The following is a 21,872-nucleotide window of genomic DNA, read 5'->3' as shown; positions in this document are numbered from 1 at the left end:
TCACACCTGGACGCGGCGCTCCACCACGTCGGCGAGCTTCGCCAGCGCCTGGTCGCGCGGAACGCCGTTCTCCTGCGAGCCGTCGCGGTAGCGGAAGGACACCGTGCCCGCGGCCATGTCCTCGTCACCAACGATGATCATGAACGGAACCTTCAGCTTCTGGTGGTTCCTGATCTTCTTCTGCATGCGGTCCGAGGAGGCGTCCACGTCGACCCGCAGGCCCTTCTTCTTCGCCTCGGCGGCGAACTCCTGCAGGTACTCGACGTGGGCGTCGCCGATCGGGATGCCGACCGCCTGCACCGGGGCCAGCCACGCCGGGAACGCACCCGCGTAGTGCTCCAGGAGCACCGCGAAGAACCGCTCGATCGAACCGAACAGCGCACGGTGGATCATGACCGGCTGCTGGCGCGAGCCGTCCGCCGAGGTGTACTGCAGGTCGAAGCGCTCCGGCAGGTTGAAGTCGAGCTGGATGGTCGACATCTGCCAGGTGCGGCCGATCGCGTCCTTGGCCTGGACCGAGATCTTCGGGCCGTAGAAGGCCGCGCCGCCCGGGTCGGCGACGAGCTCCAGGCCCTGCTTCTCGGCCACCTTGCGCAGCGTCTCGGTGGCCTCCTCCCAGGCCTCGTCCGAGCCGACGAACTTCTCCGGGTCCTTGGTGGAGAGCTCCAGGTAGAAGTCGTTCAGGCCGTAGTCGCGCAGCAGGTCCAGGACGAAGGTGAGGGTCCGGTCCAGCTCCTCAGCCATCTGCTCGCGGGTGCAGTAGATGTGCGCGTCGTCCTGCGTGAAGCCGCGGGCACGGGTGAGGCCGTGCACGACGCCCGACTTCTCGTACCGGTACACGGTCCCGAACTCGAACAGGCGCAGCGGCAGCTCGCGGTACGAGCGTCCCCGGGCGTCGAAGATCAGGTTGTGCATCGGGCAGTTCATGGGCTTGAGGTAGTAGTCCACGCCCTCGTCGAGCTGCATGGGCGGGTACATGCCGTCGGCGTACCAGTCCAGGTGACCCGAGGTCTCGAAGAGCTTCCCCTTGGTGGCGTGGGGGGTGTAGACGAACTCGTACCCCTCCTCCTCGTGCCGCCTGCGGGAGTAGTCCTCCATGACCCGGCGGATGATGCCGCCCTTGGGGTGGAAGACGGCGAGGCCCGAGCCGATCTGCTCCGGGATGGAGAAGAGGTCCAGCTCGCTGCCGAGGCGGCGGTGGTCGCGCTTCTCGGCCTCGGCCAGGAAGTCGAGGTGCGCCTTCAGCTCGTCCTTCGACGGCCACGCGGTGCCGTAGATGCGCTGGAGCATCGGGTTCTTCTCGCTGCCGCGCCAGTACGCGGCGGCGTTGCGCATCAGCTTGAACGCCGGGATGACACGGGTGGTCGGCAGGTGCGGGCCTCGGCAGAGGTCCTTCCAGCACAGGTCGCCGGTCTTCGGGTCCAGGTTGTCGTAGATCGTCAGCTCGCCCGCGCCGACCTCGACGTCCGCGCCGTCGTCGTGCGAGGCGGAGCCCTTGAGGCCGATCAGCTCCAGCTTGTACGGCTCGGCCGAGAGCTCGTCGCGGGCCTCCTCGTCGGTGACCACGCGGCGGGAGAACTTCTGCCCGCGCTTCTGGATCTCCTGCATCTTCTTCTCGATGGCCTTGAGGTCATCGGGGGTGAACGGCTTCTCGACGTCGAAGTCGTAGTAGAAGCCGTCCTTGACCGGCGGGCCGATGCCCAGCTTGGCCTCGGGGAAGAGCTCCTGCACGGCCTGGGCCATGACGTGCGCGGTCGAGTGGCGCAGGATGTCGAGGCCGTCCTTGGAGGAGATCTCGACGGGCTCGATCTCCTCGCCGTCGGCGACGGCGTACGCGAGGTCCTTGAGCTCGCCCGCGACGCGCGCGGCGACGATGGTGCGCTCACCGGCGAAGAGCTCGGCAGCCGTAGTGCCCGTCGTCACCACGCGCTCTTCCCGCTCGGAATCGCGTTGGATGATCACACGGACGTCTGACACCGGTCTCTCCTGACGTATGGGTCGCCGCAGCGGTCACTGCGCGCCTGAATCGTACCGAGAGCGGCAGCCTGGTCGCGAAACGGTTTACCGGGCGGCCCGGAGAGGGTGCTCCTTCAGTCGCCGCCGCACGCCTCCCCGAAGAAGTCGAGGTTCTCGTGGAGCGACTTCAGCAGGCGGTCCCGCTCCCCGTCCTCGACCCGTACGGGCATGACGTCGCGGGCGTCGGTCAGGCGCCGGAAGCCGCCCTTGCTCTCCAGGCGGCCGCTCATGCGGACGGGCAGGCCGACGAGGTGGGCGTGGCCCGCGATGCGGTAGTCGTCCTCGTCCAGGACGGCGCGGAGCTGGGGCACGTCCGCGCCGGAGAGGATCCTGAGCCGGACCGCTCCGGGGCCGCTCTGGGCCTCGCGGCGCATGCGGAGGACCACTCCGGTGAGGTGGACGGTGACGGGCGGCTCGTCGCGGATGTAGCGGGCGCCGGCCTCGCGGAGGACGGGCAGGTCGCCGGGGGTGAACTCGACGGGGCCGGGGCGGGCCGCGAAGCCGTCGGGCGGGCCTGCCGCGGGGGCCCAGTGGAGGGTGATGCGGATGCCTCCGGAGCCGCGGACGAGCTTGCCGATCGCCTCGGTGAGCTCCTGGCAGACGCCCGCCTCGACGGCCGGTTCGAAGGCGTCGGCGCCGCCGGTGGCCCGCTGGTGGTCGGTGGCGTCGCGGGCGGCGCAGAGGGCGCGGAGCAGCGTGGTGGTGATCAGCCGGCCGTCGTCGGGGCCGGGCGCCGCGCTCGTGCCCACGGGGAGGAAGGTCGTCAGCTCGCGGCCGCCGGCGGTGGGGCCGGCGAGGAGGCGGTCGAGGGCGGCTTCGGCGTGCCGGCGGTGGCGGGCGCCGTGGTAGCCGGCGCGGCCGCGCGTGGCCAGGGCCGCGGCGAGGAGGAGGGCGCGGGCGCCGGAGCGCAGCTGTTCCTGGGCGGCCCAGGCGGCCGCGGGCGCGTCGGGCTCGGGGGTGTCGCGCTGCCAGTGGATCTCGTCGAGGGGGGTGCGCAGGGCGATGAGGATGTCGGGGGCGGAGGGGGTGGCGCTGTGCTGGAGTGCGGCGAGCGCTTCGGCGATGAGGTCGGTGCTGTCGGGGTAGGTGCGGCTTTCGGGAACGAGGAGGCTGGTGCGGGGGGCGCGGCCGCGGGCTCCCGTGCCGGTGTCGGGGGGCGTCCAGCGGCTGTACGTGCCTGCTGCCGCGCCGCTGCGGCGCCAGCCGTGGCGGGCGAGGAGGGCGGTGAGGACGGCGGGGTCGACGGTCTCGGGCGGGGGGCCGCCGGGCGGGGTGTGCCGGGGCGGGCGTCCGGGCTGCTCGGTCGGCCGGTGCATCAGGGTCTCCCTCCCGCCCCGACCCGCGTCATGATCTCGCAGAGTGCGCGGTCGTCGAAGACGCGTGTGGCCGGGATCCGCACGGTGGTCCGCTGCCTGCCGGTCACGGGGTGGCCGGCGAGGTTCGTCCAATAACAGCAGTGCCTCAGGTGGAGGCTGTCGTGGCCGGCGCGCAGCCAGTCGTCGCGCGATCTCGGCACGATCATCACGACGAGGATCCGGTGGACGGCGACGGGGGTGCGGGCCAGCTTGGCCAGGTGGCCGTTGTCGAGGGTGAAGGCGAAGGTGGGCGCCGGCAGCGGGACGGCCCGGCCGGCCGGGGGTGCCGGGGCGCGGGGCGGCGGCTGCACGGCCGGGCGGGGGCCGAGCTGGTAGGTGCATTTGAGCTGCACCTTGATGGTGACTTCGTCGTCGACGGCGTGGCCGGGGGCGGTGTGGCTGATGTGCCAGTCGATGCCGTGGTCGGGGAAGGGCTGGGCGAGCGAGCAGCCCGCGGCCGCGGCGACGGCGTGCAGATAGCCGATCTGGAGCGTCTCCATGCAGGCGGTGGTGGCGAGCGAGCCGCGCACGGGGGCCGGGGCGGGGGGCTCGGGAAGCTCAGACAGCAGCCCGCCCGGGTCGGGCCGCGGGAACGCCATGTCCGAATCCTTCCGGGCGTGTTCGGGCGTTCGATCCGTACATCTGTGTTGTTTCCTTTGCAACTCCCGTGCAAACAACGGCGGTTCGCATGACTCCACAGCCGGGTATCACCTGCCGGGGAGGGTGAAACACGCCATTCGCCGGGCAAGTGCGAGGAGTTGTGAAGATGTGCTGGTTCGAGGGGACACTCGCCGCGTTCGACACCGAGACCACCGGGGTGGATGTCGAGCACGACCGGATCGTGTCGGCGGCCCTCGTGGTGCAGTCGGCGGCCGAGGCCGCTCCGGTAGTGACGCGCTGGCTGGTCGACCCGGGGGTTCCGGTGCCGGAGGGGGCCGTTGCGATACACGGGCTGACCGACGCCTATCTGCAGCGGAACGGCCGGTGGCCGGCTCCGGTCATGGAGGAGGTGGCGCGGGCGCTGGCCGGGCAGGCGGCGCGCGCGACACCGCTGGTGGTGATGAACGCGCCGTTCGACCTGACGCTGCTGGACCGCGAGTTGCGGCGGCACCGGGCGTCGTCGCTGGCCGACTACCTGGGGGCGGCGCCGCTGTGCGTGCTGGATCCGTGGGTGCTGGACAAGCACCTGGACCGCTATCGCAAGGGGCGCCGGACGCTGACGGACCTGTGCGCGCAGTACGGGGTGGAGCTGACGGGCGCGCATGACGCGGCGTCGGACGCTCTGGCGTCGTTGCAGGTGGTGCGGGCGGTGGGGCGCCGGTTCGCGGCGCGGCTGGAGCGGCTGAGCCCGGCGGAGCTGCACGCCCGGCAGGCGGTGTGGCACGCGGCACAGGCGCGGGGCCTGCAGGCGTGGTTCGCACGGAACGGGACGGAGGAGGCGTGCGATCCGGCGTGGCCGCTGCGGCCGTCGCTGCCGGCCGCGGCGTGAGCGGTGCCCGGGTGCCTTGGGGCACGGCTTACGGGCTTACGGGCGGGCAACGCACAAGGCCGGTCCGTCGATTGACGGACCGGCCTTGCCTGCATGTGGGCGATACTGGGATCGAACCAGTGACCTCTTCGGTGTGAACGAAGCGCTCTCCCGCTGAGCTAATCGCCCGGGATTCGTGCGGGGTTTCCCCCGGCAACGCACTGAACAATACAGGTCGTGGCGGCCCTCCATCAAATCCCTCCCGCACCGCCGGCCGGCCGGTCGGCCAGCAGGGCCTGCAGGCCGCGCCGGCCGGTGCGCATCATCCAGGCGTGGTTGGCGGCGAAGAAGGGTCTGGCGGGCAGGGCGAGGCGCCTGAGGAGGGGCTTGCGGGCCTCGACGTCCTGCTCGTAGCGGGCGGTGGAGGCCGCGGGGCCCTGCGGGAGGACGGTCCAGCGGGCCCAGCCCTCGATGTCGCCCGTCATGGCGATCTCCAGGACGCGGGCGGCGGGGTCGTGCCGGGTGGAGCGGACGGCCACGGTCAGGTCGAAGGGGAGGAAGGAGCGGATGCGGGCGGTGCCGGAGGTGGCGTCGGCCTGGTGGACCTCGCGGACCTGCGGCCACCAGCGGGGGTAGCCCTCGACGGCTTCGAGGCGGGCGTAGACGGTGTCGGGCGGGGCGGCGAGGGCCCACGAGCCATGGAAGCGGTAGCGGTGGATCCGGGAGAGGGCCGGTGAGGGCATGGGACCAGCGGACACCGAAGGACAGAGGGTCCGCAAGGGGTGAACCTTGCGGACCCTCTGTCCTGTGTGGGCGATACTGGGATCGAACCAGTGACCTCTTCGGTGTGAACGAAGCGCTCTCCCGCTGAGCTAATCGCCCGGGCGCACCGCAAACATTACCGCATGTCAGACGGTGCTTTGAACCGCCGGCGGGCCGGTCGGCGGGGGTGGCTAGGCGTGCACCTTCCACGGCAGGACCAGGCCGAACTTCCAGAGGTAGATCCCGGCGAGGGCGCCGGCGATCACCAGGCCGGTCACGGTGATGATGATGTTCCGCCGCCGGACCCGGGGGTCGAGGGCGCGCTGGGCCGCCTCGGTGACCTTGCGCTTGGTCCAGCGCAGCACGAGCTGGGCCCAGACGAACTCCGTGGCCCAGATGGCCATGCCCGCGAAGATCACGAGCCAGCCGGGGCCGGGCAGGGGCAGCATGATGATGCCGGCGACGACGACGGCCAGGCCGACGACGAAGACACCGACCTGCCAGCTCACGTGCAGGGCCCGCGAGCGCTTGATGAAGCGGGGCGCCCGGGACCCGAGGCCGGGCTGCGCGGCGCCCCCGCCGTCCCCGTCCCGCGTCCCGTCCCCCGTCGCGGCGGCGTCCTGCCGCCGGTCACTCTCCGCATTCATACGCCCCAACCTACCGGACCGTTCCGGAACTCACCGGAATGGCGGTATTCCGTCGCGAGCGGCTGCGCCGTCCGAGGTATCCGAACAGTCTCAAAACGGTCAGAGGGGTTTACAACGGCACCGTAGGTGGCATGTCGATTTCGCCGACGTGCGAATCCCCGAGCGCACACTGAGCGAAAGGCCCTGGCGCTTATGAACACCACGGTCAGCTGCGAGCTGCACTTGCGCCTCGTCGTGTCGAGCGAATCCTCACTGCCTGTCCCCGCAGGCCTGCGGTACGACACGGCCGATCCGTATGCCGTGCACGCCACGTTCCACACCGGAGCCGAAGAAACGGTCGAATGGGTGTTTGCCCGCGATCTGCTCGCCGAAGGGCTGCACCGGCCCACCGGCACCGGCGACGTCCGTGTCTGGCCGTCCCGCAGCCACGGTCAGGGCGTCGTGTGCATCGCGCTGAGCTCCCCTGAGGGCGAGGCGCTGCTGGAGGCCCCCGCGCGGGCCCTGGAGTCGTTCCTCAAGCGGACGGACGCCGCGGTGCCGCCGGGCACCGAGCACCGTCACTTCGACCTGGACACGGAGCTCTCCCACATCCTGGCGGAGAGCTGAGGCCGGGCCGGGGCTGACCCCGGAGCGCGCCAGCCCACTCGGGGAGGCTGCGCGCCACATCTCGCACACAGGGCACGGCACGGCGCCGTCGTCCGCGGAACGGTCCGCGGGGCGACGGCGCCGTCGCGCTACGGGCCCCGCGGGTGCCGCCCAGCCAGTAAGGTCGTGGGCCGCGGTCGAACACTTGCCGCCTCCGTCCGGCCAGGGAGCCTACGAACGTGCAGATCAACCACGACACCAAGGCTGCGCTCGACTCCGTCGTCGACCTCGTCAACACGGGCCCGCAGGACCTGGAGGAGCTGCGCTCCTTCGTGGCGCGGCACGGGATCACCGGCGTCGTGCTGCGGGAGCGGGACGTCGCCGCGGTGCGGTCGATACGCGAGCGGTTCGGGCAGGTCTTCGACGCGGAGAGCACGGGCGAGGCGGCCCGGCTGATCAACGAGCTGGTGGCCGAGGCCGGGACGACGCCGCAGCTGAGCGCGCACGACGGCTACGACTGGCACGTGCACTACTTCGCCCCCGGGGCCTCGGTCGCCGAGAACCTCGCGGCCGACGGGGCCATGGCGCTGGCGTTCCTGCTGGTCGCGGGCGAGCGGGACCGGCTGCGGCGCTGCCACGCGCCGGACTGCGGGCACGCCTTCGTGGACCTGTCCCGCAACCGCTCGCGGCGCTACTGCGACGGGCGCACGTGCGGGAACCGGCTGCACGTGGCCGCGTACCGGGCGCGGCGGCGGGGAGCGGAGGCCGAGGCCGAGGAGCCGGGCGCAAAGGTCTGAATCCGGGCAGGACCGGCCGCATTTCCCGTGCGGTTCTCCGTCGGCGTACGGGAAAACACGGGCGGGCCAATGCACGCCGGGTGCATTACCCGGAAAACGACTGCGGGCATACGCGCACCGGACCGCGGGCAGTGCGCGCTACGGACCCGGATCCGGGCAGCCGACAATCCCGCCGGGGCGGCGTCCCGGCGGACGAGCCCGACGGCCCGTCATATTCCGTGCTTCTTCAGAATGGCCTCGATATCGGAGAAGTCCTCCCCGTCGGCCGATTTCTTCGCCTTGCCCTGCGGACGGCTCGCACCGCGGCCCGGGCCCAGTGACGGAGCGGAAGCACCGGGGGCCATGGCATCGCGCTGCGCACCCGCCTCCGCCGCCGTGCGCTCCTTGCGGCCGCCGCCGACGCGGCGCCGCTCGGCCACTCTGCTCACCATGAACAGCAGGGCGGAGAGCGCGAGGATCCCGAAGCCGGCCCAGACGCTCGGCTTGAAGACGACATCGGTGAGCCAGTCGACGATCCCGGTCAGGACCAGCCCGATGGGAACAAGGGAGAAGGCGGCGATCCGGGTCGCCGCGAGGAACCGCTTGCGGTAGGCGGTCAGCGCGGCGATGCCGAGGCCTGCCGCGGACACCGCGGCGCAGATGGTCGAGGTCAGCATCGGGCTCCTCCTGCTCTTCGCTGCCGGGCTCGCCCTTCCATCGTGCACCGTCCGCCGCCGGAGCGGCCATGGCCGGACGCCGGGCTCAGGGAGATCTCCGGGTCGTCCCTGACGGCAGTCATCCCTGAGGACCAGGCAGGCCGCGGGGGCCGGGGCCGGGAGCGGGCCGCACCGGGCCGGGGAGACCCGGAGGGCCGCCGCCCCCGCCGCCTGGAAGACTGGCCGCATGAGCGAGACCAACACCTCCCCCGCCGTCCTCGACGTGTGGTGCGAGCTCCAGTGCCCCGACTGCCGCACCGCGCTGGACGACCTGCGGGCGCTGCGCGCACGCTACGGCGACCGGCTGGAGCTGCGGCTGCGGCACTTCCCCCTGGAGAAGCACAAGCATTCCTACGCCGCGGCGCAGGCCGCGGAGGAGGCGGCCGAGCAGGGGCGGGGCTGGCCGTACGCGGAGGCCGTGCTGGCCCGGGCCGAGGAGCTGGGCGCGCGCGGCGAGCAGCTGCTGACCGAGGTGGCGGGCGAGCTCGGGCTGGACGCCGAGGAGCTGGACACCGCCCTCGTCGACGGCCGCCACATGCTGATCGTGGACGCGGACCAGGCCGAGGGCAAGGCGATCGGCGTGACGGGCACGCCCACGTACGTCATCGGCGGCGAGCTGCTGGACGGCAGCAGGAACCAGGACGGGCTGCGCGAACGCATCGAGGAGATCGCGGACCGGCTCCTCGCGTAGCGCGGTCCGCCGCGCGCCACCGGCTGCGGCTAGAGCAGTGGCTTGTACAAGTGGTGCGCCGTCGGTGCGTAGCCCAGCGACTCGTACAGCCGCAAAGCGGGCACGTTGCCGGCGAAGACGTTGAGGCCGAGGGTCCGCGCGCCGAGCGCGAGCACCTCGGCCTCCGCCAGGAGCATCAGTGACCTGCCGTGGCCGCGGCCCCGCTGGGCGGGCGCGACCTCGACGTCGTAGACGTACGCGTCCGGCGTGTCCGGGCCACCGTCGCGCAGCGCCACCCAGAGGGTGCCGACGGGGGTGCCCTCGTGGGTGAGGACGCGCAGCACGGTGCCGGCGGTGGCGGCGCCGTCGGGCAGCAGCAGGCGGTCGTCAGCCTCGGCCTTGGCGCGGGCCTGGTCGGCCGGGACGCCCCGGTCGATCCAATCCTGCATGTAGGCGGCGCGGGACTCCTCCCGCCAGCTGGTGTACTCGGCGTCCGTCATCCGCCGTCCTTCGGTGCCCTCGGGCAGCCGGGGGGCGGCGGTCAGCGTTTTGGCCATGTTCCGGTTGCGCTCGGCGTAGCCGAGGGCGCCGGCGAGGCCGAGGCCCACCTCGGAGCCGGCGTCGATGGACACCTCGATGCGGGTGCAGCCCCAGCTCCGCAGCACTTCCTCGGCGGCGAGCGCGGCAACGGTGCCGCGCCCGCGGTGGCGGTCGCGCTCGTCGATGGCGAGCCGGACGATGCGCCCGGCGGCCGGTCCGAAGCGGTGGTCGGTGCTCAGGTCGACCGCGCCCACGGGCCTGCTGTTGACGCAGACCTCGTACGAGCGGGACCGGGCGCCGCCGGGGCCGCGCTGCTCGGGTGCGGTGGGCCGCAGGGTGGTGGTCACCTTGGTGTTGTACCGGGCGCGGCGGCCCCGCGTCACGCGGTTTGCGGGTGCGGTCCGCGGCGCTTACGGGTCGAGGTCCGCCGTCGACTGCTCGTCGAAGATCCGGGCGGCCTTGGCGGTGACCGGGCCCGGGGCGCCGGGCAGTTCCCGCCCGTCGACGGCGCGGACGGCCTGGACGTCGCGGAGGGTGGAGGTCAGGAAGACCTCCTCGGCGCGCTCCAGGACGTCGTAGGGCAGCTCGGTCTCCTTGGCGCCGGCCCATTCCAGGACGAGGGCGCGGGTGATTCCGGCGAGGCAGCCGGAGGCGAGGGGCGGGGTGTGCAGCTCCCCGTCGAGGACGACGAAGACGTTGGAGGCCGTGCCCTCGCACAGCGCCCCGGCGGTGTTGGCGAGCAGGGCCTCGGTGGCGCCGTGCGCCTTGGCGCGGGCGAGGGCGACGACGTTCTCGCCGTACGAGGTGGATTTGATGCCGGCCAGGGCGCCGTGTTCGTTGCGGGTCCAGGGCACGGTGACGACGGCGGCCGTGGCGGCGGGCGGGGGCGTCTCGGCGACGGCGACGACGAGGGTGGGGCGCGCGGCGCCGCGTTCGGAGCCGAGCGGGGCGAGGCCGCCGGTGTAGGTGATGCGGAGCCGGCCGCGCGGCATGGGGTTGGCGCCGAGGACGGCCGTGCAGGCGCGGCGGATCTCGTCGAGGTCGGGTTCGGGCAGGCCGAGGGCGCGGGCCGAGGCGGTCAGCCTGGCGAGGTGGCGGGTCAGGGCGAACGGGCGGCCCCGGACGGCCTTGAGGGTCTCGAAGACTCCGTCGCCGACGGTCAGGCCGTGGTCGAGGACCGAGACGCGCGCGCTGTCGGTGTCGTGCAGCGAACCGTTGAGCCAGATCGTCACCGGATCGTCCCTCCGAGCGGCTGATGGGTGCCCGACGCTATCGCGAGCAGCCGGGAAGCCTTGAGTTCCGTCTCGGCCCACTCGCGCTCGGGGTCGGAGCCCCAGGTGATGCCGGCGCCGGTGCCGAAGCGGAGGACGGGGGCGGGCGTGGCGGTGCGGTCGATCCAGAAGGTGCGGATGCCGACGGCGAGCTGACCGGTGCCGCGGTCGGCGTCGACCCAGCCGATGCCGCCGCAGTAGGGGCCGCGGGGGGCGGTCTCCAGGTCGCGGATGATCTGCAGGGCGCTCTCCTTGGGGGCGCCGGTGACCGAGCCGGGCGGGAAGGTGGCCGAGAACAGCTCCGCCCACCCGGCGCCGTCGGCGATCCGGCCGCGCACGGTGGAGACGAGGTGGACCAGCCCGGGGTGGGGCTCGACCGCGCAGAGTGCGGGGACGGTCACGGAGCCGGTGGCGCAGACGCGTCCGAGGTCGTTGCGGACGAGGTCCACGATCATCACGTTCTCGGCGTGGTCCTTCTCCAGCAGGTCGGCGGCGGTGCGGCCGGTGCCCTTGATGGGGCCGGACTCGACGGTGCGGCCGGTGCGGCGCAGATAGAGCTCGGGCGAGGCGGTGGCGACCTCGACGCCGTGGGCGGGGAGGCGGATGCAGCCCGCGTAGGGGGCGGGGTTGTCGCGCGCGAGGAGGGCGGTGAGGGCGTCGACGTCGGCCGTGGCCGGGTCGGGCAGCGGCGCGCTGAGGACGCGGCAGAGATTGGCCTGGTAGACCTCGCCCGCCGCGATGTGCTCGCGGATGCGGCGGACGCCCGCGGTGTAGGCGGCGCGGTCCAGGGAGCTCGTCCAGTCCCCGGGGGCGGGGCCGCGCCACCGGGCGGAGTCCGCGGCGCGGGGCGGCTCCGGCCGTACGTCGCCGAAGCGCGCGCAGGTCAGCCGCCCCTCGAAGTCCGCGACCACCGCCCACCAGCCCGTGGACTCCAGGGCTGCCGGGTCGCGGGTGACATCGCGCAGATCGGTGGCGAGGAGGCCGCCGAAGCGGGCCATCGGAGGAAGGCTCGGGGGGAAGCTGTGCACGTCATTGAGTCTATGGCGGGGCCGTCCGGAGTGGCCCGGGTGAACAATCAGGGCAGCACGCTGCGGAAACGGAATTTGAGCTGGCGCCGGAATCCGCTAGAGTTCAACACGTCGCCGGGACGCGGAAGCGGACCGGACAGACACTGCGGACGTAGCTCAGTTGGTAGAGCACCACCTTGCCAAGGTGGATGTCGCGAGTTCGAGTCTCGTCGTCGGACCTTCCCGCGCGATTAGCTCAGCGGGAGAGCGCTTCCCTGACACGGAAGAGGTCACTGGTTCAATCCCAGTATCGCGCACGCTACCTGCGTCTTCGCAGGGCATCCCGGACGATTAGCTCAGCGGGAGAGCGCTTCCCTGACACGGAAGAGGTCACTGGTTCAATCCCAGTATCGTCCACCAGGTCTTCACGGACCTTCCCGCGCGATTAGCTCAGCGGGAGAGCGCTTCCCTGACACGGAAGAGGTCACTGGTTCAATCCCAGTATCGCGCACACCGATCGGCCGGAGGCCGGGGCTCAAGGGCTCCGGCCTCCGGCCGTTTCCGCAGGCAGCACGCGTGCGAGTGACCGGCGCGGCCGGGATGAGAGCAGTACGAAGGGCCGGGCGCCTCCCCAGGTGCCCGGCCCTTCGTGCCGTCCGCCGTACCCCCGTCCCCACGGGGTTGATCCACCGGCTTGTCCCCGGCCCGGGCCGCTCTCCCGGGCCCGGGGCGCTCAGCGCCCCAGCATTCCGGCGACGGACGACGCTTGTGTGACGACGGCGTCCCAGCCGCCGAAGAGGAAGGCGAGGAAGGCCGCGAGGGGCACCACCATGGCCACCGCCACCAGCGGGTGCCGGGTGCCGGAGGGCCGCGGTGCGAAGAGGCCCGCGACCAGGCCGGCGGCGCGGTGACCGCGCGCCCGGCTGACCGTACGTCCCATCGTCTCCGCCATGGTTCCGCTCCCCGTCCTTTCGTCCTCGCCGTCCCCTTGCCTTGTGAAGTCGCACGAGCGGCGGGCGTCTGACCTCGGGGGACGAGTGCTCCACCCGCCGCTCGGTCTCCAATCTAGGCGCGCGGCCCCGGGCGGACGTCATGCCCTCGTACCGATTGGCGGGCATCCGGGAGGATGAGCGGGGCCCGGGCGGCTACTCCCCTGGTTGGAGACGAGCGGTCCGTCCCTTGGGGACTTCCCGGAGGGGGAGCCCCGGAGGTGTCCGCCGCCCGCCCCGGCCGGTGTGGTTTCGATCACGTCCGGCCCGCCCCCGGGCGTAATGATCTTCACTGCCCGGGCGGCCGCTCCCCCGCTTGCCGCACCCGCCCCACTACCCCCTCTCGCCTCGTACGGAACGGGTGGTCCAGGGCCGGGCACGGCCCCAATCCCCCTGCCGCGGCGGGCCCTTGACCTCACCCCCTTGCAGCCGAGGCGCACCGCGGCCGCACCGGGCCCGCGGCCGGCCGGCCGCACCGGGCGCGGGCAATCCACTTGCCGACGCATGCGCGGCCTATCAGCGCGCCCGCCCGTCAATCCGTAAGCTGTGCCACGTCAGACGGACCGGGCAGCGGGGATGAAGATGGCGATGATGCGGCTCCGGCGCGAGGACCCGCGTGTCGTCGGCTCGTTCCGGCTTCACCGCCGGCTCGGCGCGGGCGGCATGGGCGTGGTGTACCTCGGCTCCGACCGGCGCGGGCAGCGCGTGGCACTGAAGGTGATCCGGCCGGACCTGGCCGAGGACCAGGAGTTCCGCTCGCGGTTCGCGCGCGAGGTGCAGGCGGCCCGGCGGATCCGCGGCGGCTGTACGGCGCGGCTCGTGGCCGCCGACCTGGACGCGGACCGCCCCTGGTTCGCGACGCAGTACGTGCCGGGGCCCTCCCTGCACGACAAGGTGAACGAGGACGGGCCGCTGTCGGCCGCTCAGACCGCCTCCATCGGGGCGGCGTTGGCCGAGGGCCTGCTGGCCGTGCACGACGCGGGCGTGGTGCACCGGGACCTCAAGCCGTCGAACATCCTGCTGTCCCCCAAGGGCCCCCGCATCATCGACTTCGGCATCGCGTGGGCGACGGGCGCGAGCACGCTCACCCACGTGGGCACCGCGGTCGGCTCCCCCGGCTTCCTCGCCCCCGAGCAGGTCCGGGGCGCCGCGGTGACCCCCGCCACGGACGTCTTCGCCCTCGGCGCGACCCTCGCGTACGCCTCGACCGCGGACTCACCCTTCGGCCAGGGCAGTTCGGAGGTCATGCTCTACCGCGTCGTCCACGAGGAACCGCAGCTCATGGCCGTGCCGGACGCTCTGGCGCCGCTGATCCACGCGTGTCTGGCCAAGGACCCCGAGGAGCGGCCGAGCACGCTGCAGCTGTCCCTGCGCCTCAAGGAGATCGCGGCCCGGGAGGCACAGGGCATCTCCGAGGGCCGGGTTCCCCTGACGCGCCGTGAGCCCGACCGGTCGGCTGACCGGCGCGCCGCGGAGTATGCGGAGCAGCGTACGGAGCGGCCTACGGTCAAGGCGCCGGCGCCGCATCATCCGCCGCAGGCCCGGCCCGAGCCCGGCGGCCGGCGGCCGGCCGCGCGGCCGGGGCGGGTGGGCGGCCAGCGTGGGCAGGCCGCCGCCCGGGGTGCCGCGGGGGCCGCGGCCGGCCGGCGCGGGCAGCCCGCGGCGCGGACGGGTGCGGGGGCCCGGCGGTCCGCGCCCCCGCGGGATCCCCGGCTGCTGCGGCAGCGGGTGACCGTCTTCGTCGTGGTGACGCTGCTGGTGGCGCTGGGCATCGCCGTGGCCCAGGGCTGCCAGGGGCCGGACCGGCGCGCGGATGGGCTACCGGCGGTGCCTTCGGTTTCTTCGCAGCGGGGTGACCGGGCGCCGGGCGGCGGGGGCTGAGCGGAGCCGGGCGTTCCGGCGCTGACCGGCCGGCCTCATGGCACTAGCCGGCCCGGACCTCATGGCGCGGCCCGGCCCAGCGCCTCGGCTCCGGCCGGGTTACGGCGTCATGGCCGGTTACGGCACCGCCGATCCGGCGCGTTGTGGTGCTTCGCCGTTGCGGCGGAAAACATCGGATCGGGCCGGGTCGTCAAGGCTGACCGGTGCGCATTCAGGAGAATGCCCGCCGCCGCGGCGAGCAACCTCCTCGGCGAGGGTCCGGCGGAATCCGTGGAGAAGGGCAGTCACCCGTACCCGCTAAGCCGGCGGCCGACCCGCCGTCACCGCGTAGAACGACACGGCCGCCGCCGCGCCCACGTTGAGCGAGTCGATGCCGTGGGCCATGGGGATGCGCACCCATTCGTCCGCCGCCATCAGGGCGCGCGTGGACAGGCCGGAGCCCTCCGCGCCGAGCATCAGGGCGACGCGGTCCAGGCGGTGCGGTGCGGCCGCGTCGATGGACGTGGCCTTCTCGTCGGGGGTGAGGGCCAGGATCCGGAAGCCCGCCTCGCGCACGATCTCCAGGTCGCGGGGCCAGGTCTCCAGGCGCGCGTAGGGCACGGAGAACACGGCGCCCATGGAGACCTTGACCGAGCGCCGGTAGAGGGGGTCGGCACAGTCCGGGGAGAGCAGGACGGCGTCCATGCCGAGGGCCGCCGCGCTGCGGAAGATGGCCCCGATGTTCGTGTGGTCGTTCACGGCCTCCATGACGGCGACGCGGCGCGTGGTCCGCAGGAGCTCGGCCGCGGTCGGGAGGGGCTTGCGCTGCATGGAGGCGAGGGCCCCGCGGTGGACGTGATAGCCCGTCACCCGTTCGGCGAGCTCGGGGCTCACGGCGTAGACGGGGGCGGGCGCCTCCTCGATGACGTCGCGCATCACGTCGACCCACTTGGCGGACAGCAGCATCGAGCGCATCTCGTACCCGGCGTGGCGGGCGCGCCGGATGACCTTCTCGCCCTCGGCGATGAAGAGCCCTTCGGCGGGTTCGCGGCGGCGGCGCAGCTCGACGTCGGTCAGGCCGGTGTAGTCGTGCAGGCGCGGGTCGGCGGGGTCGTCGATGGTGATGATGTCGGCCATGGTCCTCGGTCCTCGGTACGGGGTGCTCGGTCGCGGTGCGGTGCGGTGGTGGGCTCCGGCGGCCTCAGCGGCCGGTTCCGGTGCCGACCGTTACGACGTCGCCGATGACGATGACCGCGGGGGGCCGTATGCCTTCCGTCTTGACGCGCTCGCCGACGGTCGCGAGGGTCGCGTCGACGCGCCGCTGGGCGGCGGTGGTGCCCTCCTGCACGACGGCGACGGGGGTGGCGGCCGGCCGGCCGTGCCGGACGAGGGTCCCGGCGATGGCGCCGATGTTCTCGACGGACATCAGCAGGACGAGCGTGCCGCGGAGCCGGGCGACGGCCTCCCAGTCGACGAGGGAGCGCGGGTCGTCGGGGGCGACGTGGCCGCTGACGACGGTGAACTCGTGGGCGACGCCGCGGTGGGTGACGGGGATGCCGGCGGCGCCGGGGACGCTGATGGTGCTGGAGATGCCGGGGACGACGGTGCACGGGATGCCGTGCTCGGCCAGTGCCTGGGCCTCTTCCATGCCACGGCCGAAGACGTAGGGGTCGCCGCCCTTGAGGCGGACGACGGCCTTGCCGGCCCGGGCGTGCTCGATCAGGGCGTTGTTGATGGCTTCCTGGGCCATGGCGCGGCCGTACGGGATCTTCGCGGCGTCGATGACCTCGACGTGCGGGGGGAGCTCGTCCAAGAGGTCGCGCGGGCCGAGGCGGTCGGCGATGACGACGTCGGCCCGGGCGAGGAGCCGGCGGCCGCGCACGGTGATGAGGTCGGGGTCGCCGGGGCCGCCGCCGACGAGGGCGACGTGGCCCGCGGCGGGGTGAGTGCGGAAGTGCGGGGCCGTCAGGGAGCCGTCGCGCAGGCCCTCGACGATGGCGTCGCGGACGGCGGCGGAGCGGCGGGGATCGCGGCCGGTGAGGACGGCGACGGTGATGCCTTCGCTGCGGCCGGTGGCGGGCGTCCACGCCGTGGCGGCTTCGGCGTCGTCGCTGCGCACGGCCCACACGCGGCGGGCCTCGGCCTCGGCGGAGGCGGCCCGGTTGGCGTCGGGGTCGTTCGTGGAGATGAGGGCGTACCAGGCACCGTCGAGGTCGCCGTCCGCGTAGCGGCGGCGCTCCCAGCGCACCTCTCCGGCGTCGGCCATGGCCTCGACGGACGGGGTGGCGGACGGGGAGATCAGCAGGACGTCCGCGCCGGCGGCGATCAGCGCGGGGAGGCGGCGCTGGGCGACCTGGCCGCCGCCGAGGACGACGACGCGGCGGCCCGCGAGGCGCAGTCCGACGGGGTAGGCGGCGGATTCGTTGTGCTCGGCCATGGGGGTGCGGGTCTCCTCGTGGGCGAAAGCGCTGGTGAGGACACCTTACGGGGCCGAGGGGGCCGGTCAGGGCCGGGGCGGGCGTTCCGCCCCGGCTCCTTGCCGTGCCGCCGGGGCGTCAGCGCTTCTCGGTGACGCCGGCCGTGTCGAACGTGGCGACCTCGTGCATCGCCCGGGCGGCGCTCTGCACGACCGGCAGGGCCAGCAGCGCGCCGGTGCCCTCGCCGAGGCGCAGGTCGAGGTCGACGAGGGGCCGCAGGCCGAGCTTGGTGAGGGCCGCGACGTGGCCGGGCTCCGCGCTGCGGTGGCCGGCGATGCAGGCCGCGAGGGCCTCGGGGGCGATCGCCCGGGCCACGAGGGCGGCCGCGCCGGCGCTCACGCCGTCCAGGATCACCGGGGTGCGCAGCGAGGCGCCGCCGAGGATCAGGCCGACGAGGGCCGCGTGCTCCAGGCCGCCGATCGCGGTCAGGACGCCGATGGGGTCCTTGGGGTCCGGCTGGTGGAGTTCGAGCGCGCGGCGGACGACGTCGATCTTCCGGGCGTGCATCTCGTCGTTGATGCCGGTGCCGCGGCCGGTGATCTCGGCCGGGTCGGCGCCGGTGTAGACGGAGACGAGGGCGGCCGACACCGTGGTGTTGGCGATGCCCATCTCGCCGGTCAGGAGGGCCTTGTTGCCGGCCGCGACCAGGTCGCGGGCGGTCTCGATGCCCACCTCCAGGGCGCGCATCGCCTCCTCGCGGGTCATGGCGGGACCCGCGGTGATGTCGGCGGTGCCGGGCCGGACCTTGCGCGGCAGGAGGCCGGGGGTGCTGGGCAGCTCGCCCGCGACGCCGACGTCCACGACGCAGACCTCGGCGCCGACCTGGTTGGCGAAGGCGTTGCACACGGCCCCGCCGCCCAGGAAGTTGGCGACCATCTGGGAGGTGACCTCCTGCGGCCACGCGGTGACGCCCTGCGCGTGCACCCCGTGGTCCCCCGCGAAGATCGCGACGGCGGCGGGCTCGGGGATCGGCGGCGGGCACTTGCGCGACAGGCCGCACAGCTGCGCGGAGATGATCTCCAGCATGCCGAGCGCGCCGGACGGCTTGGTCATCCGCTTCTGCCGCTCCCAGGCCTCGCCGAGCGCCTTCGCGTCCAGCGGGCGGATGCCGCGGAGGGTCTCGGCGAGCAGGTCGTGCGGGTCCTCGCCGGGGAGGGCGCGGCGGCCGTACTCCTCCTCGTGCACGACCCACGACAGCGGGCGGCGCTTGGACCAGCCGGCCTGCATCAGCTCGGGCTCGTCCGGGAACTCGTCGACGTACCCGACGCACAGGTAGGCGACGACCTCCAGGTGCTCGGGCAGGCCCAGGTTGCGGACCATCTCGCGCTCGTCGAAGAAGCTGACCCAGCCGACGCCGAGGCCCTCGGCGCGGGCGGCGAGCCACAGGTTCTCGACGGCGAGCGCGGAGGAATACGGCGCCATCTGCGGCTGGGTGTGCCGGCCGAGGGTGTGGCGGCCGCCGCGGGTGGGGTCGGCGGTGACGACGATGTTGACGGGCGTCTCGAGGATCGCCTCGATCTTCATTTCCTTGAACTGCTTGGCCCGGCCCTTGGGCAGCGACTTCGCGTACGCGTCGCGCTGGCGCTGTGCCAGCTCGTGCATGGCCTGCCGGGTCTCCGCGGAGCGGATGACGACGAAGTCCCAGGGCTGGGAGTGCCCGACGCTGGGGGCGGTGTGGGCGGCCTCCAGGACGCGCAGCAGGACCTCGTGCGGGATGGGGTCCGTACGGAATCCGTTGCGGATGTCGCGCCGCTCCCGCATCACGCGGTGCACGGCCTCGCGCTCGGCGTCGCCGTAGCCGGTGGCCGCGGGGACATCGGGCCGCACGGTCTCCACCGCGGGCTCGCCCGCGGATTCCGCCGCGGGCTCCGCCGCGCGGGGCGCGGGGACGACGACGGGGTCGGGTGCCACGGCGGGCGCGGCCTCGGCGGCCGGTTCGTCCGGGGCCTGCTGGGGGGCGGGGATGCTGACTTCGGCGACGGGCTGTGCGTCGGCGCCGGTGCCGGCCGCCGCCTCGGGCAGGCCGGCCGCGGCCTGCTCGGGCTGCGCCGCCTGGGGCTCGCTGCCGGCCGCCGGAGCGTGCGCGGCGGCCTCGGTCTCGGGTGCCTGCGGTTCGGAGATGGTGGCCTGCTCGGGCTGTGGTACGCCGACGGGGGCGTGCGGGGCGGACGGGGTGTCGGCGGGTGCGTCGGCGGCGACGGCCTGCTCGGAGGGGATCTCCGGGGAGGCTGCCGGTGCGTCGGCGGGACCCTGCGGGGCGGGGTCGGCTGCGCCGGGCTGCGGGGCGGCGGCCGGGACGTCAGCGGCGGCGGGGCCGGCTGCGCCAGGCTGTGCGGCCTGGGCGACGGCGGCAGTGGGGGCGACGGGCTGCCCGGCCTGCGAAGCGGCCTCGGCTGCGCCGGGGTGCGCGGCCTGGGCCTCGGCACCGGAGACGGCGGCCTCCGGAGCGGCGGCAGTGGGGTCGACAGGCTGCGAAGCAGACTCGGCAACGGCCTCGGCGAGCTGCGGGGCAGCAGCAGCGAGGTCCGCGGACTGTCCGGCCTGCGGAGCGGCGTCGGCTGCGCCGGGCTGCACGGCCTGAGCCTGAGCACCGGCGGCGGCCTGCGGAGCGGCCTCGGCTTCGCCGGGCTGTGCCGCCTGGGCCTCGGCACCGGAGACGGCGGCCTCCGGGGCAGCAGCAGTGGGTTCGACGGGCTGCGGAGCAGCCTCGGCAGCGGCCTCTACGGCCTGCGGGGCAGCAGCAGCGGGGTCCGCGGGCTGCCCGGCCTCCGGAGCAGCGTCGGCAACAGCATCGGCTGCACCGGGCTGCACGGCGTGGGCATCAGCACCCGCGACGGCGACTTCCGGCGCGGCGGCAGCGGGGTCGACGGGCTGCACGGCCTGCGGAGCAGCGTCGGCTCCGCCGGGCTGCACGGCCTGGGCCTCGGCACCCGCGACTACGGCCTCCGGGCCGGCGGCAACCGGGGCGGCGGACAGCGAAGCGGCCTCGGCAGTGGCCTCTACGGCCTGCGGAACGACAGCAGCGGGGTCCGCGGGCTGCACGGCCTCCGGAGCAGCGTCGGCAACAGCATCGGCTGCACCGGGCTGCACGGCATGGGCCTCAGCACCCGCGACGGCGACCTCCGGAGCAGCGGCAGCAGGGTCGACGGGCTGCACGGCCTGCGAAGCGCCCTCGGCTTCGCCGGGCTGCACGGCCTGAGCCTCGGCACCCGCGACTACGGCCTCCGGGCCAGCGGCAACGGGGGCGGCGGACAGCGAAGCAGCCTCAGCAACGGCCTCTACGACCTGCGGAACCGCAACAGCAGGATCCGCGGGCTGCCCGGCCTGCGAAGCGGCGACGGCCGCGCCGGGCTGCGCGGCCTGGGCCTCAGCACCGGCAACTACAGCCTCCGCGGCAACGGCAGCGGCGACGGGCTGCCAAGCGGCCTCGGCAACGGCCTCCACGGCCTGCGGAACGACAACGGCAGGGTCGACGGGCTGCCCGGCCTCCGGAGCAGCGTCGGCAACGGCGTCAGCGACCTGCTCAGCCTGCGGAGTTGCGTCAGGGGAACCGGCAGTGGCGACCGCGGGCTGTCCAGCCTGCGACGCAGCATCAGCAGTGGCGGCGACGTCTACAGCCTGCTCGGCCGGCGGTGCGGCGGCGGAGGCGACAGCAGCGGCCTGCACCTCGTCGGCGCCCGCAGCCACGTCTGCAACCTGCTCAGCCGGGGCGACGGCCTCGGCCACGACGGGCTGGTCCGGCTGCGGAGCAGCAGTGGCGTCCGCGGTCTGCTCAGCCGGGGCATCGGCAGCAACAGCCACGACGTCTACGGCCTGCTCAGCCTGCGGAGCGGCCTCGGCAGGGGCAGCAACGGCTGCGGCCTCAGCCACGACAGGCTGGTCCGCCTGCGGGACGGCACCCGGAACCGGCTCGGCCCCCGCGGAAGCGTCGCCTACGGGTTCGGGTTCGGGTTCGGCGGGAACGACGGGGGCCGCGGTCTGCGGAGCGGCAGGCTGCTGACCGTCCTGCAGGACTGCAACCGGAGCGCCGGCCACGGCATCAGCCGACGGAGCATCAGCGGGCGCGGCAGACTGCGGAACCTCACCGGCTTCGGCACCCGGCACGGCCTCGGCGGAAGGCACCTCCACCGGCGCGGCCGCAGCAGCGACCTGCCCCGCCGTGTCCGCGGGAAGCCCGGACACGCTCGGCGGCACGTGGACCTGCCCGGTCGCCGCGGCGACCACCGCGTCGATGGCGGAGAGCCCGGTCGACGTCGCGGCGGGGGTCTCGGGGGCCGCCGGATGCCCGGCGGGCTGCTCGGGGGCGGCTGACGGCGCGTCACCGGCGGGGGCGACCGGCGCCGCCGGGGCGGCCGTGCCCGCTGCCTGGGGCGGCACGAACGCCGTCGCGGCGGGCGGCTGCGGCTGGGCGTCCCACGTGCCCGGCTGCTGCTGCGGCACCTCGCCGAGGCGCGGCGCCTGCTGAATGCCCGTCTCGTCGGTGGTGGTGTCGAGGTATTCGGGGCCCGGTGCGGGCGCCGCAGGGGGTACGGGCGGGAAGCCCGGGGCGGGGGCCGGCGCGGCGGGGCCGCGGTCGGCGAGGGAGCGGACGACTCCGCTGGTGGGGTCCGGGACGGGCGGGCCCATGTGGAGGGGGCGGCGCGGCGCCACGGGTGCGGCCGGGGGCGTGCGGACGTCGCCGTAGTCGACGGAGCCGGTGTCGCGCCCACCGCTCTCATGCGTACCGCCCTGGA

General features: G+C 74.1%; 18 protein-coding genes and 6 tRNA genes. 9 read left to right on the top strand and 15 right to left on the bottom strand.

What is annotated here, in order from left to right; translation table 11 throughout:
• The 3 genes from thrS to IF61_RS0106520 form a co-directional block, all read right to left on the bottom strand.
• Entirely contained in the window at positions 1-1,977 is a 1,977-nt protein-coding gene (thrS, locus tag IF61_RS0106530) for a threonine--tRNA ligase (protein WP_030365285.1), read from the bottom strand.
• A gap of 113 nt (positions 1,978-2,090) precedes the next feature.
• Positions 2,091-3,332, bottom strand: coding sequence for a hypothetical protein (locus IF61_RS0106525; RefSeq protein ID WP_052392452.1), 1,242 nt, complete (start codon positions 3,330-3,332; stop codon positions 2,091-2,093).
• The gene (locus tag IF61_RS0106520) at positions 3,332-3,970 is read right to left on the bottom strand and encodes a DUF4365 domain-containing protein (protein ID WP_030365283.1); all 639 of its coding nucleotides are present in this window, start codon (positions 3,968-3,970) and stop codon (positions 3,332-3,334) included. Before IF61_RS0106520 ends, IF61_RS0106525 begins: the two co-directional genes overlap by 1 nt.
• A gap of 167 nt (positions 3,971-4,137) precedes the next feature.
• On the opposite strand from IF61_RS0106520, the gene IF61_RS0106515 reads away from it, so the two are divergent.
• Positions 4,138-4,860 (top strand): 3'-5' exonuclease, encoded by a 723-nt coding sequence (locus tag IF61_RS0106515; RefSeq protein ID WP_030365282.1) that lies wholly within the window; start codon positions 4,138-4,140, stop codon positions 4,858-4,860.
• Positions 4,861-4,956: 96 nt separating this feature from the next.
• Here the strand turns inward: IF61_RS0106515 and IF61_RS0106510 are convergent.
• The 4 genes from IF61_RS0106510 to IF61_RS0106495 form a co-directional block, all read right to left on the bottom strand.
• Positions 4,957-5,028, bottom strand: a tRNA-Val gene (locus IF61_RS0106510).
• A gap of 62 nt (positions 5,029-5,090) precedes the next feature.
• Complete coding sequence (locus IF61_RS0106505; protein ID WP_030365281.1) at positions 5,091-5,582, bottom strand: SRPBCC family protein; 492 nt, start codon at positions 5,580-5,582, stop codon at positions 5,091-5,093.
• A 67-nt stretch (positions 5,583-5,649) separates the two neighbouring features.
• A tRNA-Val gene (locus tag IF61_RS0106500) sits at positions 5,650-5,721 on the bottom strand.
• Between the two features lie 71 nt (positions 5,722-5,792).
• Positions 5,793-6,248, bottom strand: coding sequence for a TIGR02611 family protein (locus IF61_RS0106495; RefSeq protein WP_030365280.1), 456 nt, complete (start codon positions 6,246-6,248; stop codon positions 5,793-5,795).
• A gap of 192 nt (positions 6,249-6,440) precedes the next feature.
• Here IF61_RS0106495 and IF61_RS0106490 point away from each other — a divergent pair, with 192 nt between their 5' ends.
• Entirely contained in the window at positions 6,441-6,854 is a 414-nt protein-coding gene (locus IF61_RS0106490) for an SsgA family sporulation/cell division regulator (RefSeq protein WP_003959770.1), read from the top strand.
• A gap of 218 nt (positions 6,855-7,072) precedes the next feature.
• On the top strand, positions 7,073-7,630 hold the full coding sequence (locus tag IF61_RS0106485; protein ID WP_030365279.1) for a CGNR zinc finger domain-containing protein: 558 nt from the start codon (positions 7,073-7,075) through the stop codon (positions 7,628-7,630).
• A gap of 209 nt (positions 7,631-7,839) precedes the next feature.
• Here IF61_RS0106485 and IF61_RS0106480 read toward each other — a convergent pair whose 3' ends face one another.
• Positions 7,840-8,286: a hypothetical protein gene (locus tag IF61_RS0106480; RefSeq protein ID WP_030365278.1), complete on the bottom strand. Its 447-nt coding sequence runs from the start codon at positions 8,284-8,286 to the stop codon at positions 7,840-7,842.
• A 226-nt stretch (positions 8,287-8,512) separates the two neighbouring features.
• Here IF61_RS0106480 and IF61_RS0106475 point away from each other — a divergent pair, with 226 nt between their 5' ends.
• Positions 8,513-9,016 carry a DsbA family protein gene (locus tag IF61_RS0106475; RefSeq protein ID WP_030365277.1) on the top strand — a complete coding sequence of 168 codons (504 nt, stop codon included), beginning with the start codon at positions 8,513-8,515 and terminating at the stop codon, positions 9,014-9,016.
• Between the two features lie 29 nt (positions 9,017-9,045).
• On the opposite strand, the gene IF61_RS0106470 is transcribed toward IF61_RS0106475, so the two are convergent.
• The 3 genes from IF61_RS0106470 to IF61_RS0106460 all read right to left on the bottom strand — a co-directional run bounded on the left by IF61_RS0106470 (position 9,046) and on the right by IF61_RS0106460 (position 11,804).
• The gene (locus IF61_RS0106470; protein WP_030365276.1) at positions 9,046-9,882 is read right to left on the bottom strand and encodes a GNAT family N-acetyltransferase; all 837 of its coding nucleotides are present in this window, start codon (positions 9,880-9,882) and stop codon (positions 9,046-9,048) included.
• 63 nt (positions 9,883-9,945) lie between these two features.
• Complete coding sequence (locus IF61_RS0106465) at positions 9,946-10,767, bottom strand: aminotransferase class IV (RefSeq protein WP_030365275.1); 822 nt, start codon at positions 10,765-10,767, stop codon at positions 9,946-9,948.
• The gene (locus IF61_RS0106460; RefSeq protein ID WP_030365274.1) at positions 10,764-11,804 is read right to left on the bottom strand and encodes a chorismate-binding protein; all 1,041 of its coding nucleotides are present in this window, start codon (positions 11,802-11,804) and stop codon (positions 10,764-10,766) included. Before IF61_RS0106460 ends, IF61_RS0106465 begins: the two co-directional genes overlap by 4 nt.
• A gap of 175 nt (positions 11,805-11,979) precedes the next feature.
• Here IF61_RS0106460 and IF61_RS0106455 point away from each other — a divergent pair.
• The 4 genes from IF61_RS0106455 (at position 11,980) to IF61_RS0106440 (ending at position 12,324) form a co-directional block, all read left to right on the top strand.
• Positions 11,980-12,051 (top strand) — tRNA-Gly (locus IF61_RS0106455).
• Between the two features lie 7 nt (positions 12,052-12,058).
• Positions 12,059-12,130, top strand: a tRNA-Val gene (locus tag IF61_RS0106450).
• Positions 12,131-12,158: 28 nt separating this feature from the next.
• Positions 12,159-12,233 (top strand) — tRNA-Val (locus IF61_RS0106445).
• Between the two features lie 19 nt (positions 12,234-12,252).
• Positions 12,253-12,324, top strand: a tRNA-Val gene (locus IF61_RS0106440).
• A 222-nt stretch (positions 12,325-12,546) separates the two neighbouring features.
• On the opposite strand, the gene IF61_RS0106435 is transcribed toward IF61_RS0106440, so the two are convergent.
• Positions 12,547-12,765 carry a hypothetical protein gene (locus tag IF61_RS0106435; protein ID WP_030365273.1) on the bottom strand — a complete coding sequence of 73 codons (219 nt, stop codon included), beginning with the start codon at positions 12,763-12,765 and terminating at the stop codon, positions 12,547-12,549.
• Between the two features lie 613 nt (positions 12,766-13,378).
• Here IF61_RS0106435 and IF61_RS0106430 point away from each other — a divergent pair.
• On the top strand, positions 13,379-14,683 hold the full coding sequence (locus IF61_RS0106430; protein ID WP_052392451.1) for a serine/threonine-protein kinase: 1,305 nt from the start codon (positions 13,379-13,381) through the stop codon (positions 14,681-14,683).
• Between the two features lie 297 nt (positions 14,684-14,980).
• On the opposite strand, the gene IF61_RS0106425 is transcribed toward IF61_RS0106430, so the two are convergent.
• From IF61_RS0106425 to cobT, 3 genes are all read right to left on the bottom strand, one after another.
• On the bottom strand, positions 14,981-15,799 hold the full coding sequence (locus IF61_RS0106425; protein ID WP_030365271.1) for a TrmH family RNA methyltransferase: 819 nt from the start codon (positions 15,797-15,799) through the stop codon (positions 14,981-14,983).
• Positions 15,800-15,863: 64 nt separating this feature from the next.
• Positions 15,864-17,099 (bottom strand): uroporphyrinogen-III C-methyltransferase, encoded by a 1,236-nt coding sequence (cobA, locus tag IF61_RS0106420; RefSeq protein WP_030365270.1) that lies wholly within the window; start codon positions 17,097-17,099, stop codon positions 15,864-15,866.
• 118 nt (positions 17,100-17,217) lie between these two features.
• Complete coding sequence (cobT, locus tag IF61_RS33945) at positions 17,218-21,150, bottom strand: nicotinate-nucleotide--dimethylbenzimidazole phosphoribosyltransferase (RefSeq protein WP_425428216.1); 3,933 nt, start codon at positions 21,148-21,150, stop codon at positions 17,218-17,220.
• Positions 21,151-21,872: the final 722 nt, after the last annotated feature.

The organism is Streptomyces roseoverticillatus, assembly GCF_000719265.1.
Taxonomy (GTDB): domain Bacteria; phylum Actinomycetota; class Actinomycetes; order Streptomycetales; family Streptomycetaceae; genus Streptomyces; species Streptomyces roseoverticillatus.
The sequence above is the reverse complement of the archived record's forward strand: the minus strand, read 5'-3'. Positions and strand labels throughout refer to the sequence as shown.

Bases quoted from the DNA above. Each gene is read 5' to 3' on its own strand.
- IF61_RS0106525 (WP_052392452.1), bottom strand. From the start codon at position 3,332: ATGCACCGGCCGACCGAGCAGCCCGGACGCCCGCCCCGGCACACCCCG.
- IF61_RS0106520 (WP_030365283.1), bottom strand. From the start codon at position 3,970: ATGGCGTTCCCGCGGCCCGACCCGGGCGGGCTGCTGTCTGAGCTTCCC.
- IF61_RS0106430 (WP_052392451.1), top strand. From the start codon at position 13,379: ATGAAGATGGCGATGATGCGGCTCCGGCGCGAGGACCCGCGTGTCGTC.
- IF61_RS0106490 (WP_003959770.1), top strand. From the start codon at position 6,441: ATGAACACCACGGTCAGCTGCGAGCTGCACTTGCGCCTCGTCGTGTCG.
- IF61_RS0106460 (WP_030365274.1), bottom strand. From the start codon at position 11,804: ATGGCCCGCTTCGGCGGCCTCCTCGCCACCGATCTGCGCGATGTCACC.
- IF61_RS0106425 (WP_030365271.1), bottom strand. From the start codon at position 15,799: ATGGCCGACATCATCACCATCGACGACCCCGCCGACCCGCGCCTGCAC.
- IF61_RS0106505 (WP_030365281.1), bottom strand. From the start codon at position 5,582: ATGCCCTCACCGGCCCTCTCCCGGATCCACCGCTACCGCTTCCATGGC.
- IF61_RS0106435 (WP_030365273.1), bottom strand. From the start codon at position 12,765: ATGGCGGAGACGATGGGACGTACGGTCAGCCGGGCGCGCGGTCACCGC.
- cobA (WP_030365270.1), bottom strand. From the start codon at position 17,099: ATGGCCGAGCACAACGAATCCGCCGCCTACCCCGTCGGACTGCGCCTC.
- IF61_RS0106495 (WP_030365280.1), bottom strand. From the start codon at position 6,248: ATGAATGCGGAGAGTGACCGGCGGCAGGACGCCGCCGCGACGGGGGAC.
- IF61_RS0106480 (WP_030365278.1), bottom strand. From the start codon at position 8,286: ATGCTGACCTCGACCATCTGCGCCGCGGTGTCCGCGGCAGGCCTCGGC.
- IF61_RS0106475 (WP_030365277.1), top strand. From the start codon at position 8,513: ATGAGCGAGACCAACACCTCCCCCGCCGTCCTCGACGTGTGGTGCGAG.
- IF61_RS0106515 (WP_030365282.1), top strand. From the start codon at position 4,138: ATGTGCTGGTTCGAGGGGACACTCGCCGCGTTCGACACCGAGACCACC.